At 67.3% G+C, this 16,583-nt stretch carries 14 protein-coding genes; 11 read left to right on the top strand and 3 right to left on the bottom strand.

The window, feature by feature from the left end; all coding sequences use genetic code 11:
* Positions 1 to 23: 23 nt before the first annotated feature.
* From U4Y91_RS01965 to U4Y91_RS01940, 6 genes are all read left to right on the top strand, one after another.
* On the top strand, positions 24 to 551 hold the full coding sequence (locus tag U4Y91_RS01965) for an Lrp/AsnC family transcriptional regulator (RefSeq protein ID WP_124487053.1): 528 nt from the start codon (positions 24 to 26) through the stop codon (positions 549 to 551).
* Positions 552 to 799: 248 nt separating this feature from the next.
* Positions 800 to 2,521, top strand: coding sequence for a ubiquinone-dependent pyruvate dehydrogenase (gene poxB, locus U4Y91_RS01960; RefSeq protein ID WP_321803161.1), 1,722 nt, complete (start codon positions 800 to 802; stop codon positions 2,519 to 2,521).
* Positions 2,522 to 2,904: 383 nt separating this feature from the next.
* Positions 2,905 to 3,495 carry a class I SAM-dependent methyltransferase gene (locus U4Y91_RS01955; protein WP_321802885.1) on the top strand — a complete coding sequence of 197 codons (591 nt, stop codon included), beginning with the start codon at positions 2,905 to 2,907 and terminating at the stop codon, positions 3,493 to 3,495.
* A 153-nt stretch (positions 3,496 to 3,648) separates the two neighbouring features.
* Positions 3,649 to 5,082, top strand: a complete 1,434-nt coding sequence (locus tag U4Y91_RS01950; RefSeq protein ID WP_321802884.1) for an alkaline phosphatase — start codon at positions 3,649 to 3,651, stop codon at positions 5,080 to 5,082.
* 32 nt (positions 5,083 to 5,114) lie between these two features.
* Complete coding sequence (locus U4Y91_RS01945) at positions 5,115 to 6,506, top strand: alkaline phosphatase (protein ID WP_321802882.1); 1,392 nt, start codon at positions 5,115 to 5,117, stop codon at positions 6,504 to 6,506.
* Positions 6,507 to 6,539: 33 nt separating this feature from the next.
* Positions 6,540 to 7,277: a hypothetical protein gene (locus U4Y91_RS01940; RefSeq protein WP_321802880.1), complete on the top strand. Its 738-nt coding sequence runs from the start codon at positions 6,540 to 6,542 to the stop codon at positions 7,275 to 7,277.
* A 337-nt stretch (positions 7,278 to 7,614) separates the two neighbouring features.
* On the opposite strand, the gene U4Y91_RS01935 is transcribed toward U4Y91_RS01940, so the two are convergent.
* The gene (locus U4Y91_RS01935) at positions 7,615 to 8,766 is read right to left on the bottom strand and encodes a porin (RefSeq protein ID WP_321802879.1); all 1,152 of its coding nucleotides are present in this window, start codon (positions 8,764 to 8,766) and stop codon (positions 7,615 to 7,617) included.
* Positions 8,767 to 9,340: 574 nt separating this feature from the next.
* On the opposite strand from U4Y91_RS01935, the gene U4Y91_RS01930 reads away from it, so the two are divergent.
* From U4Y91_RS01930 to U4Y91_RS01920, 3 genes are all read left to right on the top strand, one after another.
* Positions 9,341 to 10,378 carry an ABC transporter substrate-binding protein gene (locus U4Y91_RS01930; RefSeq protein ID WP_321802877.1) on the top strand — a complete coding sequence of 346 codons (1,038 nt, stop codon included), beginning with the start codon at positions 9,341 to 9,343 and terminating at the stop codon, positions 10,376 to 10,378.
* A gap of 70 nt (positions 10,379 to 10,448) precedes the next feature.
* Complete coding sequence (locus U4Y91_RS01925) at positions 10,449 to 11,414, top strand: proline/glycine betaine ABC transporter permease (RefSeq protein WP_321802876.1); 966 nt, start codon at positions 10,449 to 10,451, stop codon at positions 11,412 to 11,414.
* A 14-nt stretch (positions 11,415 to 11,428) separates the two neighbouring features.
* Positions 11,429 to 12,250, top strand: a complete 822-nt coding sequence (locus U4Y91_RS01920) for a betaine/proline/choline family ABC transporter ATP-binding protein (protein ID WP_321802874.1) — start codon at positions 11,429 to 11,431, stop codon at positions 12,248 to 12,250.
* A gap of 33 nt (positions 12,251 to 12,283) precedes the next feature.
* Here the strand turns inward: U4Y91_RS01920 and U4Y91_RS01915 are convergent, their stop codons facing one another.
* A complete protein-coding gene (locus U4Y91_RS01915; protein ID WP_321802872.1) occupies positions 12,284 to 13,315 on the bottom strand; it encodes an NAD(P)H-quinone oxidoreductase in 1,032 nt (343 codons plus the stop codon).
* Between the two features lie 120 nt (positions 13,316 to 13,435).
* On the opposite strand from U4Y91_RS01915, the gene U4Y91_RS01910 reads away from it, so the two are divergent.
* Both U4Y91_RS01910 and U4Y91_RS01905 read left to right on the top strand, forming a co-directional pair.
* Complete coding sequence (locus U4Y91_RS01910; protein ID WP_321802871.1) at positions 13,436 to 14,335, top strand: LysR family transcriptional regulator; 900 nt, start codon at positions 13,436 to 13,438, stop codon at positions 14,333 to 14,335.
* A gap of 149 nt (positions 14,336 to 14,484) precedes the next feature.
* Positions 14,485 to 14,784 carry a barstar family protein gene (locus U4Y91_RS01905; RefSeq protein WP_321802869.1) on the top strand — a complete coding sequence of 100 codons (300 nt, stop codon included), beginning with the start codon at positions 14,485 to 14,487 and terminating at the stop codon, positions 14,782 to 14,784.
* A gap of 124 nt (positions 14,785 to 14,908) precedes the next feature.
* On the opposite strand, the gene U4Y91_RS01900 is transcribed toward U4Y91_RS01905, so the two are convergent.
* Positions 14,909 to 16,576 (bottom strand): GMC family oxidoreductase, encoded by a 1,668-nt coding sequence (locus tag U4Y91_RS01900; RefSeq protein ID WP_321802868.1) that lies wholly within the window; start codon positions 16,574 to 16,576, stop codon positions 14,909 to 14,911.
* Positions 16,577 to 16,583: the final 7 nt, after the last annotated feature.

The raw sequence follows: 16,583 nt of genomic DNA, 5'->3' as shown, positions 1-16,583 counted from the left end.
CACTCTTCCGGAATATTTCGACCATGAGCGCAAACCCGCGTCGGCTCGACCGCATCGACATCGGCATCCTGAACCAGCTGCAGCAGAACGCGCGCATCACGAACGCGGAGCTCGCGCGCGCGGTGAACCTGTCCGCCACGCCGTGCTTCAATCGCGTGCGCGCGCTGGAGAAGCTCGGGTTGTTCCGCCAGCAGGTCACGCTGCTCGATCCCGAGCCGCTCGGGCTGCGGATCAACGTGTTCATCCAGGTCAGCCTCGAGAAGCAGGTCGAGGATGCGCTGCAGCGTTTCGAGGAGGCGATCTCGCAGCGGCCCGAGGTGATGGAGTGTTACCTGATGTCGGGCGATGCCGACTATTTGCTGCGCGTCGTGATGCCCGACATGCGTACGCTCGAGCGCTTCATCATCGAGCGGCTGACGACGATTCCCGGCGTGTCGAACATCCGGTCGAGCTTCGCGCTGAAGCAGGTGCGCTACAAGACCGCGCTGCCGCTGCCGGCGGCCGGGCTGACGCTCGTCGATCCGGACGAGTCGGCGTCCGACTGGGGCTGAGCGCGGGGCCGCCGGTGCCCCGTCCGGTTTCAGGCTTCAGACGAAACGGTGACAACGTGCCGACGATTGCCCGACGCCGTCGAAAAGGACCGACTGCCGCGGGTCCGGTCGCTGCGCGTTGCCGCGCGGGGCGCCCGCGTCTTCACGACGCCGCGCGGCACGATCGCGTATGCTCGTTCGGTCAGCGGCGAAGGCGGCTGCCTGAGCCGATTCAATCGTGTGACGACCGATCAACGAGCGAGGGCATGATGGCTAGACAGACGATGGCGGAATACCTGGCGAAGACGCTGGCAGCAGCGGGCGTCGAGCGCATCTGGGGCGTGACGGGAGACAGCCTGAACGGCTTGTCGTTCAGCCTGGGCCAGATCGGCTCGATCCGCTGGATGCATACGCGGCACGAGGAAAGCGCGGCGTTCGCCGCGGGCGCGGATGCCGCGTCGACCGGACGGCTCGCGGTGTGCGCGGGCAGCTGCGGCCCCGGCAACCTGCACCTGATCAACGGGCTGTACGACTGCCACCGCAATCACCAGCCGGTGCTCGCGATCGCCGCGCACATTCCGTCGACCGAGATCGGCCTCGGCTACTTCCAGGAAACCCATCCGCAGGACCTGTTCCGTGAATGCAGCCATTTCGCGGAACTCGTGACGAACGCATCGCAGTTCCCGCGCGTGCTCGCGCGCGCGATGCGCACCGCGATCGAGGAACGCGGCGTCGCGGTGATCGTGCTGCCGGGCGACATCGCGCTCGGCGACGGCCCGGAAGAAGCGCCCGCGTGGAGCGAATCGGCGCCGCCGTCGATCCTGCCGGCGGACGCCGATCTCGACCGGCTCGCGGCGCTACTCAATGCGTCGGACGCGGTCACGCTGCTGTGCGGCAGCGGCACGCAGGGCGCGCACGACGAAGTGGTCGCGCTGGCCGACACGCTCGGCGCGCCGGTCGTGCATGCGCTGCGCGGCAAGCCGTTCGTCGAATGGGACAACCCGTTCGACGTCGGGATGACGGGGCTGATCGGCTTCAGCTCCGGCTATCACGCGATGGAATCGTGCGACACGCTGCTGATGCTCGGCACGGACTTCCCGTACCGGCCGTTCTATCCGACGAATGCGAAGGTCGCGCAGATCGACTGGAAGGGCTCGCAGCTCGGCCATCGCGCGCCGCTCGCGCTCGGGCTCGTCGGCACCGTGAAGGAAACGGTCGCCGCGCTGCTGCCGCGCCTCACGCGCAAGACGCAGCGGCGCTTCCTCGAGAACGCATTGAAGCACTACGCGGCCGCGCGCAAGGGCCTCGACGATCTCGCGGTGGCCGAGCCGCCGGGCCGCGCGATCCATCCGCAATACCTGACGAAGATCGTCGACGAAGTCGCGGCCGACGACGCGATCTTCACGGCCGACGTCGGCACGCCGACGCTGTGGGCCGCGCGCTACCTGACGATGAACGGCAAGCGCCAGCTGCACGGTTCGTTCAATCACGGCTCGATGGCGAACGCGATGCCGCAGGCGCTCGGCGCGCAGGGCGCGCATCCGGGGCGGCAGGTCGTGTCGCTGTCGGGCGACGGCGGGCTGTCGATGCTGCTCGGCGATCTGCTCACCGCACGCCAGCTCAAGCTGCCGATCAAGATCGTCGTCTACAACAACAGCCTGCTCGGCTTCGTGTCGATGGAGCTGAAGGCGGCCGGCTATCTCGACACAAACGTCGACCTGAGCCCGACCGACTTCGCGGCGATCGCGAAGGGCGCGGGGATCTTCAGCGTGCGCGTCGAGCATTCGGAGAACGTCGAGCACGCGCTGCGCACCGCGTTCGCGCACGACGGGCCGGCGGTCGTCGACGTCGTGACGTCGAAGTACGAACTGGCGATGCCGCCGAAGATCGAGTTCGCGCATGCGAAGGGCTTCAGCCTGTTCATGCTGCGCGCGATCCTCAGCGGGCGCGGCGACGAGATCGTCGAGCTGGCGCGGACCAACCTGCGGTGAGACGGTAAGGCGGCGGGGCGGTGAGGCGGTGAGGTGGTGAGGCGGTAAGGCGGCGCGAACCGTCGAGCGGCGAACCGTCGGCGATCGAGACAGCCCTGCGGCAGGTCACGATCGTCGGCGCGCGGTATCCTGCGCAGCTTCGGCGGCGGGTCGGCCGCTGAGCGGGCAGCCGCCGGTTGCACGGCCGGCATCGGCGGCGCAATAAGGGACAATCTTCACGTCGCCTTAAGTTAGCATTTCCTAGAATCGATTGAGCGCCGCGCGTGCGCGGCGGACCGATTGTTCAGGAGGATGCACGTGAAAGAGCCCCGTGGCGTCGTAGCCCTGTTACAGGCAGTCATTGGCACGCCGAAGCTGACGGCGCAACCGCGCAAGGTGGGCCGATGATCTGGCCGAACGCGTTGCGTGTCTCGGCACTGTTCGTGCGAGAGTGGGTCGGCCGTCCGGCCGCGGTAGGCGCGTTGTGCCCGAGTTCGCGGCATCTGGCGCGCGAGATGGCCGACGCTGTGCCGGACGGCGACGGGCTCGTCGTCGAACTCGGCGGCGGCACCGGTGCGATCACCGCGGCGTTGCTCGAACGCGGCGTCGCGCCGGAGCGCCTCGTCGTGGTCGAGCGGGCGCCGGCGTTCGTGCAGCACCTGCGCCGCCGCTTTCCCGGTATCTCGATCGTATCGGGCGACGCGCGGCAGCTCGAGCGGCTGCTGCCGCCCGACGTGCCGGTCGACGCGATCGTGTCCTGCCTGCCGCTGCGCACGCTGCCGCGCCAGGATGTGGCGGCGATCGTCGATCAATGTCATCGCGTGCTGTCGACCGACGGCGTGATGATCCAGTTCACGTACGACCTGCGGCCGCCCGGCCGTCATCCGCTCGGCGATTCGGCATTTGTTGCCTGCGGCAGCCGGATCGTCTGGGCAAACATTCCGCCTGCACGCATCGTGACCGTGCGCAGTATCGTCGCCGAACACGCGGAATGACGCCGCCGCGGGCGCGGCGCCCGACCGTGGCGCCTCGCCGTCTCCTTTCATAATTCATTCGACGTCTTCCAATTACCATTCATATTGACGTCACATCGGGTTCCTACCATCGCCTTTCATTTCGAAAGCATCAACGGCGGGGAGAACCGGTACATGAATCGAATCAAAATGGCGGCGCTGCTGTGTGCCGGCGCCTTTGCGCTGGCCGGATGCGGCAGCGACGACGGCCCGACCAGTACGGCACCCGGCCCGATGAAGCCGCTGGCGCGCAACGTGATCTTCTTCCTCGGCGACGGGATGGGGATGACGACGCTGACGGCCGCACGCATCTACGGCGTCGGTGAAGACGGCGCGCTCACGATCGATACGCTGCCGGAAACCGCGTTCGTGAAGACCTATTCGAACGATGCGCAGGTGACGGACAGCGCACCGTCGATGTCGGCGTACATGACCGGCGTGAAGACCAACAACGAAGTGATCTCGATGTCGCCCGACACGAAGGCGATCGAGCCGAGCGCGAGCCTGACCGGCAACTGCGGCGCGAACAATGGCAAATCGGCGACGACGCTGCTGGAGATCGCGAAGGCGCAGGGGCTGGCCACCGGCGTCGTGACGACCACGCGCGTCACGCACGCGACGCCTGCTGCAACCTACGCACACGTGTGCCACCGCGACGCAGAGAACGACATCGCGGCGCAGCTCGTGCCGGGCGGCGCGGGTTACAACGGCGCGCTGGGCGACGGCGTCGACGTCGTGCTCGGCGGCGGCACGCAATTCTTCGTGTCGAAGGACGGCGGCGGCAAGCGCACCGACGGGCGCAACCTGGTCAACGAGCTGAAGGCGAAGGGCTATGCGTTCGCGCAGAACCGCGACGACCTGCTGGCGGCCGATGCGACGAAGAGCGGCAAGCTGGTCGGCCTGTTCTCGTCGAGCCACATGAGCTACGACCTCGATCGCGGCGCGACCAAGGAGCCGAGCCTCACCGACATGGCGACGCGCGCGCTCGACGTGCTGCAGAAGAATTCGAACGGCTATTTCCTGATGGTCGAAGGCGGCCGGATCGACCACGCGCTGCACGACACCAATGCGAAGCGCGCGCTGCAGGACACGGTCGCGTTCGACAACGCGATCAAGGCGACGATCGACAAGGTGCGCAAGACCGATCCCGACCTGAAGAACACGCTGATTGTCGTCACGGCCGATCATGACCACACGCTGGTGCTGAACGGTTATGCGGCGCGCACCGGCAAGACCGAGGCGGGCAAGCCCGGCGTGCTGGGCGTGCTGCGCAGCTACCAGACGGGTGCGGTCGCGAAGGACGCGGACGGCGCGCCGTACACGATCATCGGCTTCGGCAACGGCGAGAACCGCGTGCAGGGCAGCCGCGCGGGCACCGCGCTCACCGATGCGGTGACGGGTGCCGACGACTATCGCCAGGAGGCGGTCGTGCGGATGGACAAGGGCAACGAGACGCACGGCGGCACCGATGTGTTCCTCGGTGCGATCGGCCGCGGCGCGGATGCGTTCCACGGCGTGATCGAGAACAACAAGGTCTTCGAGCTGGTGCGCAACGCGGTGCAGCTGTGAGCGCCGACCATACGGGTACAGGGGAATACAGGATGTCGACCATCAAGTGCATCGCGGCGGCGCTGGCCGTCGCGGGTTTCGCGTGCGGCGCGGCGCAGGCCGCCGGCCAGGCGAAGAACGTGATTTTCTTTCTCGGCGACGGCATGGGGCCGACGACCGTGACGGCGAGCCGGATCTACAAGGTCGGTGAGTCAGGACAACTGACGATGGAGAAGCTGGCGCGCACCGCGCGCATCAAGACCTTCTCGAACGACGCGCAGACCACCGACAGCGCGCCGTCGATGGCCGCCTACATGACCGGCGTGAAGATGAACAACGAAGTGCTGTCGATGTCGTCCGACACGCGCGCGGTCGCGCCGGGCACCGACGTGAACGGCAACAAGACGGTCAACAACTGCGCGCCGGGCAACGGCCAGCCGGTCGCGACGCTGCTGGAGCTGGCGAAGGCGCGCGGCAAGGCGGTCGGCGCGGTCACGACGACCGAGCTCACGCACGCGACGCCGGCCGCGACCTATTCGCACATCTGCCATCGCGACGCGCAGTACGACATCGCCGCGCAGGCGGCGCCGGGCGGCGCGGGCTACAACACGGCGCTCGGCGACGGCGTCGACGTGCTGATGGGCGGCGGCCGCAACCACTGGACGCCGTTCGACCCGGTGGCCAACAAGCGCGGCCGCGCGGACGGCCGCAACCTGCTCAACGAGATGAAGGCGAAGGGCTACACGGTCGTCGCCACGAAGGATCAGCTCGCGCAGGCCGGCAACGGCAAGCTGGTCGGTTTGTTCAGCTCGACGAGCCATCTCGAGTACGAACTGGACCGCGTCGCGGGCAAGGGTGAAGGCCCGTCGCAGCCGAGCCTCGCCGAGATGACGTCGAAGGCGATCGACGTGCTGTCGAAGAATTCGAACGGCTATTTCCTGATGGTCGAAGGCGGTCGGATCGATCACGCGCTGCACGGCACCAACGCGAAGCGCGCGCTCGAGGACACGGCGGCATTCGACGAAGCGATCCGCGTCGCGCTGTCGAAGGTCGACCTGTCGAACACGCTGATCGTCGTGACGGCCGACCACGACCACACGATGACGATCAACGGCTACTCGAAGCGCGGCAACCCGATTCTCGACATCAGCCGCAACTATCGCGACGGCCAGCCGAGCAAGGACGCCGACGGCAATACCTACACGACGCTGGTGTTCGGTAACGGCGCGAACCGGCCGAACGTGCGCGCGTCGGTCGATTCGGCCACCGCGACGAACGACGCGTATCTGCAGGAAGTCGGCGTGCGGATGGGCAGCGCGGGTTCGGAGACGCACGGCGGCGGCGACGTGATGCTGTTCGCCGACGGCGCGGATGCGAAGGCGTTCAAGGGCACGATCGACAACACGAAGGTGTTTGGTCTCGTGCGCTCGGCGTTCGGTTTCTGACGCCGGTGATTGCACGATGAACGGGAACGCTCGATGAAACGCCAGATCCTCTGTGTGCTCGCTTGCGGGGTGGCTGCACTGCCGGCTTTCGCAGCGGCCGATCTCGACGCCGTGCTGCTGCACGAGAGCCGCACGGTGACGGCCGACGGCGTGACGCGCACGACGCTGTATCGCGAACGGATGGTGCGGCGCGACGGGCACGTGTGGGTCGAGCGCGTGCTGCCCGCTGCAGCGGCCGGCGGCGGCGGTCATGGCGACGATCACGATCATGACCACGACGCGGGCCGCCGCGCCGGCGTGCAGCCGGCCGCCGCCCATGCAGGCCACAAGCACTTCAACTTCCAGGCGGCCGCGCGGCACGTGACTTACGACGGCAAGACGGCGCGCATCGAGTACGTCGATGCGGCGAACCGGACGGTCGTCGGCGTGCCGCCGGCCGAGTACGAAACCACCGGTTTCGACGGCTCGTGGGACAACGCGTATTACGTGACGCCGCCGTCGCAGCTGAAGCGGCTCGCGGTCGCCAAGCGCGGCGACGCGCCCGGTACGCTCTGGTACGAGCAGGCGGTCGATACGCCCGGCGCGCGCGGGGTGAACCGGATCCTGTGGAGCGAGAAGCTGCAGGCGCCGCTGTCGGTCGAATACCGGAGTGCCGACGGCCGCGTCGTGCGCAAGCTGACGTTGACGCCGGCACCGGCCGCGCGCGATGCCTTGCCGTGGCAGACGCTTGCCGGCTATAGGCGCAAGGAATACGCCGATTATCTCGACTGATCCGATCGACGAGTCGTACGCGGGGCTTGCGGTCAGGCCGGCCGGTGTCGTCGAGCGATACGGCCGGGCTCTGGCCGATTTATTATGGTTCTTGTCCTGCCGCGGCCGACCACGCGCTAGAACCGCGCGCCGTCCGGCACGCGCGCTGAAGGCCGTGACGCGACCCGCTTGATGAAACGATCGAGCGGTGTCGCATACCCGTTCCGGCGGCACCGGTCGGTCACGCGTTGCGCCGCGCATGAAAAAAACCGCCGGCAGGCTGGCGCTTGCGGGCGGGCGAAGACACCACGGGCCGAGCGGCGCGGGTGTCGCGTGAAGAACGGAGAACCGGGTTGCGTCAGAACTTGTGGCGCAGCGCGAGACGCACGGCCACCTGGTTCGACGTCGACGACGGCGCGTCGGTGCCGGGGATGAACGCGTTGTCGAGGATCGAGTTCGTCTTGTCGCCGGCGATGTGCTGGTACGCGGCCTGCACGTACACGTCGGTGCGCTTCGACAGGTTGTAGTCGGCCATCAGCCCGACCGAGTGGATCTTCGGCTTCGCGTCGCCGGTCGATGCGTCGTACTTCTCGAGCGACAGCACGTACTGCGCGCCGACCATGAACGCCGGCGTGATCTGGTACGCACCGTTCACCTCGAAGTTCTGGTACTTGATCGCGCTGACCGTCGCCCCCGGTGCGATGATCGCGCCCGGCGTGCCGAGGTAGCCGTTGCCGGTCGGGTTCTTGTAGTTCGAGTTCGTGTACGCGAAGCCGACCGTCGCGGGCCCGAACGTGTAGTTGATGCCCGCGCCGAACACGCGCATGCGCTCGGCGATGTAGCTCGCGTCATTCGCAGTGATCGCGCCGGCCGAGCCATCGCCCGGATGGTTCGCCTGCAGGTAGGCGGCGCCGATCAGCAGCCCGTTGTTCTGGTATTGCGCGCCGAAGCTGTACGCGCGGTTGTCCGAGAAGTTCGTGCTGTTGCTGAAGCTGTATGCGCCGCCGAACTGGAAGCCGCCGAAGTTCGGGCTCGCGTACTTCACCGTGTTGTCGAGGCGGAACGAGTTGTCGGTGTTGTCGTTGTCGAACGGATGCGCGAGCAGGTAGCCGCCCCAGTTGCCGTTGGCCGTGGTCGGCGCGAGATAGTCGACCACGGAGTCGTACTGGCGGCCGAACGTAAGCGTGCCGTACTGCGTCTGGCTCAGGCCGACGTACGCCTGGCGGCCGAACATGCGGCCGCCCTGGTTGAGCCGGCCGGTGTTCACGTCGAAGCCGTTCTCGAGCTGGAAGATCGCCTTCATGCCGCCGCCCAGATCTTCGCTGCCCTTCAGGCCCCAGCGGCTGCCTTGCGCGTAGCCGCTCGCCATCTCGTAGACGTGGCCGGTGCCGACGTTGTTCGTGTAGTTCAGGCCTTCGTCGATCACGCCGTACAGCGTGACGCTGCTTTGCGCGAACGCGGGGGCTGCGAAGGTTGCCGTTACGGCGAGCGCCGTCAGGGTCTTTTTCATTGAGAGATCTCCGGGATATCCAGCTTCTTGTATCGGTTGTCGTGAGCGCGTCCGGCGAGGCGCGCCCCGTCATCCGGGGCGACCCGGCGCAGCGCGCGCGGCGCCGGAAACGCGCATTGCGCGGCGGCGCGGCGACCGGCTGGGTCGGGTCGTGTCTCCTCCGATGACACCGCGCATTCTTCCCAAGCCGAAACGGATTCGAAAGCGAGTAATTTCGATGGATGGGATCGGGTTCGCCAATGGGGGCGCGGCGGGCCGTTTCGACAGTCGGGACGGTGTGCGCGGTGCCGCGCTTCAACGCGGGTCGCGCTGTACCCGAACAAGGCTCGATGCAGCCCGTCCCGGGCCGTGCGCGGGCACGATGAATCGGCTGAGGGGCCCGTCCGGCGGGCCTCGCGGGGCACCCGGCGATCGATTGACGCTGCCGATTGCAATGATCGGAATTACTCGTTTCCCTAAACATATTGGCCGCTGAAACATGCAGGCTGACCGGACGTGGCGGGATGCACGATTCGCCGGTCGCCGCGCATGCCGCGACGCACAAACAACAGATTCGATTTGGAGACGACCCACCATGCAGATTCGACGACTGAAAACGGTCCTTCTCGCCGCCGCGGCGATCCTGTCCGCGCCCGCGGCCCATGCGGCCGGCGGCGCGTGCGCGGACGGCAAGACGGTCCATTTCGCGGGCATCACGTGGGAGAGCGGGTCGTTTGCGACCGAAGTGCTGCGGCAGATCATGGAGAAGGGCTACGGCTGCAAGACGGACGTCGTGCCGGGCAGCACGGCCGCCACCGAAACGGCGCTCGCGCGCAACGACCTGCAGATCTGGGCCGAGCAGTGGACGGGCCGCAGCGAGATCACCGCGAAGGCCGTTTCGTCGGGCGCCGTGAAGCTGATCGGCGACACGCTGCCGGGCGGCACGACCGAAGGCTGGTTCGTGCCCGACTACGTGGTGAAGGGCGATCCGGCCCGCAACATCAAGCCGGTCGCGCCCGGACTCGTGTCGGTCGACGATCTGCCGAAGTTCAAGCAGGTGTTCGCCGACGAGGAGGAACCGGACAAGGGCCGCTTCCTGAACTGCCCGACGGGCTGGGACTGCGAGCGCGTGAACACGCGCCTGCTGAAGGTGCTGAAGCTCGACCAGTCGTACACGAACTTCCATCCGGGCACCGGCGCGGCGCTCGATGCGGCGATCGCGTCCGCGTACCAGCGCGGCGCGCCGATCGTGTTCTATTACTGGGGCCCGGCCGCGCTGATGGCGAAATACAAGTTCACGGCGCTGAAGATGCCGACCTATAACGAAGCATGCTGGAAGACGCTGCGCGACGAGAGCAGCACGCACCAGTGCGCGTCGTCGTACATGGTGTCGCGGCTGACGGTCGGCGTGTCGAAACCGTTCGCCGATGCGAATCCCGATCTCGTCGGCGTATTCGGCAAGGTGCGTTTCCCGATGGACTTCCTGAACCAGACGATCCTCGAGATGACGACGAAGAAGATCGACGGCGCGGCGATGGCCACGCAGTTCCTGAAGACCCGCCAGGACATGTGGAAGCAGTGGGTGCCGGCCGACGTCGCGCAGAAGATCGCCGGCAGCCTGAAGGGCGCGTAACCTGCGCGCGGCGGCAGGCCCGCGCCCGCCGCCGCCGTCACGCGCCTTCGCGGCGCGACGGAGAATCTACATGAACGGCTTCTTTCTGCACCTGTCGATCGCCGACTGGGTGAACAGCGCGCTCGAGACGTTCGTCGCGCAATACGGCGACAGCTTCCATCACTTCAGCGCGCTCGTGTTGCGCTACCTGCTCGTGCCGCTCGAAGGCGCGCTGCGCGTCGCGCCGCCGTGGCTCGTGCTGCTGGTCGTCGGCGCAATCGCGTGGAACGCGACGCGCCGTATCGGCCTCGGCGCGCTCTTCATGCTGCTGCTCTACGCGATCGGCTGCTTCGGCCTGTGGGACAAGCTGATGCAGACGCTCGCACTGATGCTCGTCGCGACGGTGCTGTCCGTCGCGATCGGCGTGCCGGCCGGCATCCTCGCCTCGCGCAGCGCATGGCTGCGCCGGATGCTGCTGCCCGTGCTCGACGTGATGCAGACGCTGCCGAGCTTCGTGTACCTGATCCCGGTGCTGATGCTGTTCGGGCTCGGCAAGGTGCCTGCGATTCTCGCGACGATCATCTACGCGCTGCCGCCGCTGATCCGCCTGACCGATCTCGGCATCCGCCAGGTCGATCCGGACGTGACGGAAGCCGCGCGCGCGTTCGGCACGACGCGCTGGCAATTGCTCGTCAACGTGCAGCTGCCGCTCGCTCGGCCGAGCATCATGGCCGGCATCAACCAGACGACGATGATGGCGCTGTCGATGGTCGTGATTGCGTCGATGATCGGCTCGCGCGGGCTCGGCGAGGACGTGCTCGCGGGCATCCAGACGCTCGACGTCGGCAAGGGCACGCAGGCCGGCCTCGCGATCGTGATCCTCGCGATCGTGATCGACCGGATCAGCCAGGGCTTCGGCCAGGAGCGGCGTGCGCGCCGCCGGCTCGCGCAGCAGCGCCGGCAGAAGGGCGCATCGCGCGTGCCGTACCGGCTGCCGCGCAAGGCGCAGTCGGCGGGCGTCGATTCGAATCAGGCGACGCAATCGTCGCGCGCATAGGAACGGAGGCAGACATGGCGACCATCGACGTCAAACACGTGTACAAGCTGTTCGGGCCGCAGGCCGCGCATGCGCGCGTGCTCGACCTGCTGCGCTCGGGTAAGCGCAAGGCCGACGTGCTGGCCGAAACGGGCTGCAACGTCGGGCTCAACGACGTGAGCCTCGGCATCGAGTCGGGCGAGATCTTCGTGATCATGGGGCTGTCGGGCTCCGGGAAATCGACGCTCGTGCGGCACTTCAACCGGCTGATCGAGCCGACGGCCGGCGAGATCGTGATCGACGGCAGCGACGTGATCAAGCTCGATGCGTACGGGCTGCGCGAGCTGCGCCGCTTCAAGGTCAGCATGGTGTTCCAGAACTTCGGGCTGCTGCCGCACCAGACCGTGCTCGACAACGCCGCGTATGCGCTGCGCACGCGCGGCGAAAAGCGCCACGACGCGGCCGAGGCCGCGCGCAACTGGCTGACGAAGGTCGGGCTCGACGGCTACGGCGACCATTATCCGGACGAGCTGTCGGGCGGGATGCGGCAGCGTGTCGGGCTGGCGCGCGCGCTGGCGGCCGATACCGACGTGCTGCTGATGGACGAGGCGTTCTCCGCGCTCGATCCGCTGATCCGCACCGAGATGCAGGATCAGCTGCTCGAACTGCAGGCGACGCTGTCGAAGACGATCGTGTTCATCACGCACGATCTCGACGAGGCGCTGCGCATCGGCGACCGGATCGCGATCCTGCGCGACGGCGCGCTCGTGCAGGTCGGCACGCCGGACGACATCCTGTCGCGTCCGGCGGACGATTATGTGCGGCGGTTCGTCGAGAAGCGCACGAGCGTGAACTGACGCGCGCCACGCCGCCCCAGCCGCGTACTGCGCTCACTGCGCGCGGTGCGCGGCCGTCGTCAGCACGATCTTGCCGACGTGCACGCCCGAATCGATCAGTACGTGCGCGCCGCGTGCGTCGTCGAGCGGGAAGGTGCGGAACACCTGCGGCTTGACCGTGCCCGCGGCGACGTGCGGCCACAGGTGCCGTTCGAGTTCGGCGATGAGCGCGCCCTTCTCCTCCGGCGTGCGCGAGCGCAGCGTCGAACCGATGTGCGTGAGGCGCTTGGTCATCATCGGCCACACGTCGAGTTCCTTCGCCGGCCCGTTCAGCGCGCTGACCTGCAGGATCCGCCCGTTCATCGCCGCGGCCCGGTAATTGCGCGCGACGTAGTCGCCCGCGACGATGTCGAGGATCACGTCCACGCCCTTGCCGGCGGTGATCCTGTCGACTTCGGCGACGAAATCTTCTTCCCGGTAATGCACCGCGTGATCCGCGCCGAGCCGCAGGCTCGCGGCGCGATGCGCTTCCGAGCCGACCGTCGTGATGACGGTCGACGCGCCCATCGCTTTCGCGATCATCGTCGCGGTGGTGCCGATGCCCGACGCGCCGCCGTGGATCAGCACCGATTCGCCCGCCTGCAGCCGCCCGCGCTGGATCAGGTTCAGCCAGACCGTCAGGAACGTTTCCGGCAGCGCCGCGGCTTCGATCATGTCGAGGCCGGGCGGCAGTTTCATCGTCGTGAGGCGATGGGCGACCGCGTATTCCGCATAGCCGCCGCCCGTTACCAGCGCGCCGACCCGGTCGCCCGGCACGAAGTCGTGCACGGCTTCGCCGGTCGCGACGACTTCGCCCGCGATTTCCAGGCCCGGGATGTCGGATGCGCCGGGCGGCGGGTTGTAGCGCCCCTTGCGTTGCAGCACGTCCGGGCCGTTCACGCCGGCGGCGTGAACCCGGATCAGCACTTCGTCGGCCTTCGGCCGCGGCACGGGGCGGCGTGCGGTCGCGAGGACTTCGGGGCCGCCGGGGCGCGTGATTTCGACTGCCGCCATGTCGGCGGGAACGGGAGAGAGCGTATCGGACATGTTTACCTCTAAAAGACAAATGAGTGGTCGGTGAAAAAAGTATAGGCTTTGGCCTTGATGAATTCGCGCAGCGATTTTCACGACCACAGATGCAAATTTGCATCACACCGGAGAAGCCGCTTGAACTGGGACGACGCACGGATTTTTCTCGCGATCCAACGGGAGCGCAGCCTGCGCGGCGCCGCGCGGGCGGTCGGGCTCGACCAGGCGACGGTCGGCAGGCGGCTCGCGGCACTCGAGCGCGCGCTCGGCGCGACGCTGTTCCTGCGCACGTCGGCCGGGTACGTGCCGACCGCGGTGGGCGAGGTCGCGCTGCGCAACGTGGAGAAGATGGAGCAGTCGGCGATCGACCTGGTGCGGCAGACCCAGGGCGTCGACCGGCGCCTCGCGGGCGACGTGCGCGTGACGACGACCGATACGATCGGGCTCGAATTCGTGATGCGCGCGATGCGCAACCTCCACGACGAGCATCCGGACGTGCGTGTGCTGCTCAACACGTCGACGCAGGTGGAGAACCTCGCCAAGCGCGAGGCGGACATCGCGATCCGTACGATCAAGCCCGACAATCCCGATCTGTTCACGCGCCGGCTCGCCGCGTGGCCGACGGGGTTGTACGCGTCGGAGGAATACCTGGAGCGGCATGGCGAACCAGTGCCCGGCACCGGCTTCGAAGGGCATGACCTCGTGTGCTTCCTGCCGCACCTGAGTGCGCGCGGCCCGCTTATGGTCGTCGGCGAACCGGTGCGCGCGGGGCGGATCGTGTCGGGGCTGAATTCGAACCTGATGTTGCGTGCGGCGGCGCGCGCCGGGCTCGGGCTCGCCGAACTCCCGGTGCCGATCGCGGAACGCGATGCGCTGGTGCGCGTGTGGCCGGCGCGTACGTCAGCGCGTCCTTACGAAGTCTGGATGGTGACGCACAAGGATTTGCGGCATACCGCGCGGATGAGCGCGATGATCGATCACATCGTGCGGGTGTTCGACGAGGTGGAGGTGCGGAGCGGGGCGCGGGATTGGAGGTGAATTGAAGGACGAGATGCGGTTCACTGCAGTGTGTCGACGATCTGCGGGATCGGCCCGGGCGGGCGTGACCTGTTCGATGCTGGCGAACCGGCCTTCGGGGCGTGAAAAACGAACGGCGGTAGTGATTTTCCGATGAACGAGAGGGCTCGATGAACCGATTCAGCGTGGACGGAAAAACGCTTGGCGATTGGGCGAAGTTTCACGACTACTTCGCGAGCGAATTCGGATTTCCGGGTTACTACGGCCGGAACATGGATGCATGGAACGATTGCATGAGCGACTATTGCTACGAGCACGGCATCGTGTCGCTGCGGATCGACGATGCGGGAGCGTTGAAGGATCGCAATCCGGAGATATTCGCCGCGCTCGTCGAGTGCAGCGCGTTCATCAACTGGCGAGCAACGAAGGAAGGGGGCGACCCGTTGATCGTGTTGTCCTATTGGGCGTAGTCGCGGCGTTGACGTTGCGTTGAGTTGAGTTACGTTGAGTTGAGTCGCATCGTGAAGCCGATCGCCGGGCCGGCACGCAACCACATCGCGCGCGCCGGCCCGCATCGTCGAGAACGCAGCCGCCTTAATGCGTGACCGTTTCCCGTTCGCTTGCTCTCACAGCAGCCGCGTCGCCGTGCCCCGCATCGGCCAGAACCAGATCCGCACCTTTCTCCGCGACCATCATCGTCGGCGCGTTGATGTTGCCCGACGTGATGTTCGGGAACACCGACGCATCGACGATCCGCAGCGCCTGCAGCCCGTGCACGCGCAGCGACGCATCGACCACCGACGTCGCCGCGTCCGGCCCCATCGCGCACGAGCCGCACAGGTGGTAGATCGAACCCGACTGCTCGCGGAAATATTGCAGCATCGCCTCGTCGGAATCGACTTGCGGCCCCGGCGAGATTTCCTCGACGGTCATCGACTTCAGCGCCGGCGCGCGCATCAGTGCACGAATCACCTTGCTGCCCTGCACGGCCTCGTCGAGATCCTTCTGCGTGGTGAGCGCGTTGATGTGGATCTTCGCGGCGTCTTCCGCGCGGTTCGATGCGATCTCGATCGTGCCGCGGCTCGTCGGCCGGCACGGGTTGAATGCGATCAGGAATCCGGAGTAAGGCTCGGGCTTGATGCTCGCGCGGTCGCTCTTCGGGATCCGGTACGACAGCGGGTTGAAGTAAAGCTGAATGTTCGGCTCCTGCGCATCGGCCGTGCCGCGGAAGAAGCCGCCCGCCTGGTTCACGCTCATCGCGAGCGGGCCGCGTTTCGTCAGCAGGTAGCGCAGCCCGATCTTCATCTTGCCGAGCAGGGTGCCCATCTCGTCGTTCAGCGTCGGCCGGTTCGCCTTGAAGTAGAAGCTCACGCACAGGTGGTCCTGCAGGTTGCGGCCGACGGCCGGCAGCGCATGCACGAGCGGCACGCGCTGGCGTGCGAGCAGCGCCGGATCGCCGACGCCCGACAGTTGCAGCAGCTTCGGCGTATCGACCGCGCCGGCCGCGAGGATCACCTCGCGTGTGGCGATGAGCGTTTCGTCGCCGTGCTCGCCCGCGACGACCACGCCGGTCGCGCGCGTGCCGTCGAACGTCACGCGCCGCACGAGCACGCCCGAGCGCAGCGTGAGGTTCGCGCGGCCCAGCGCGGGACGCAGGTACGCGAAGCTGCTGGAGCAGCGCTCGCCGTGCTTCGTGTTCAGGTCGTAGATGCCCGCGCCTTCGAACTGCGCGCCGTTGAAATCGTCGGTGCGCGGCAGGTTCAGTTCGCTGCAGCCCTTCAGGAACTCGTGGACGATCGGATGCACGTCGACCTTCATCGACGTGATGTGGATCGGCCCCGTCGCGCCGTGATGCTGCGGATCGGTCGCGCCGGCCGCGTGGGTTTCGAGCTTGCGGAAGTACGGCAGCACGTCGTCGTACGCCCAGCCCGGATTGCCGGCGGCCGCCCAGTCGTCGTAGTCGCCGCGCTGGCCGCGCACGTAGACCATCGCGTTGATCGAGCCCGACCCGCCGACCACCTTGCCGCGCGGGCAGTACAGCTTGCGATCGGCGAGTTGCGCCTCGGGCTCGCTGTAGTACATCCAGTTGTAGCGGCGGTTGTAGTAGGTCTTCGTGAAGCCGACCGGCACCTTGAACCAGAACGACGCGTCGCGTTCGCCCGCTTCGAGCAGCAGCACCGAGTGCCGGCCCGATTCGCTCAGGCGATTCGCGAGGATGCAGCCGGCCGAGCCCGCGCCGACGATGATGTAGTCGTAGCTCATGTCTGTC

The organism is Burkholderia sp. BCC1993 (assembly GCF_905339865.1).
Classification (GTDB): domain Bacteria; phylum Pseudomonadota; class Gammaproteobacteria; order Burkholderiales; family Burkholderiaceae; genus Burkholderia.
The sequence above is the reverse complement of the archived record's forward strand: the minus strand, read 5'-3'. Positions and strand labels throughout refer to the sequence as shown.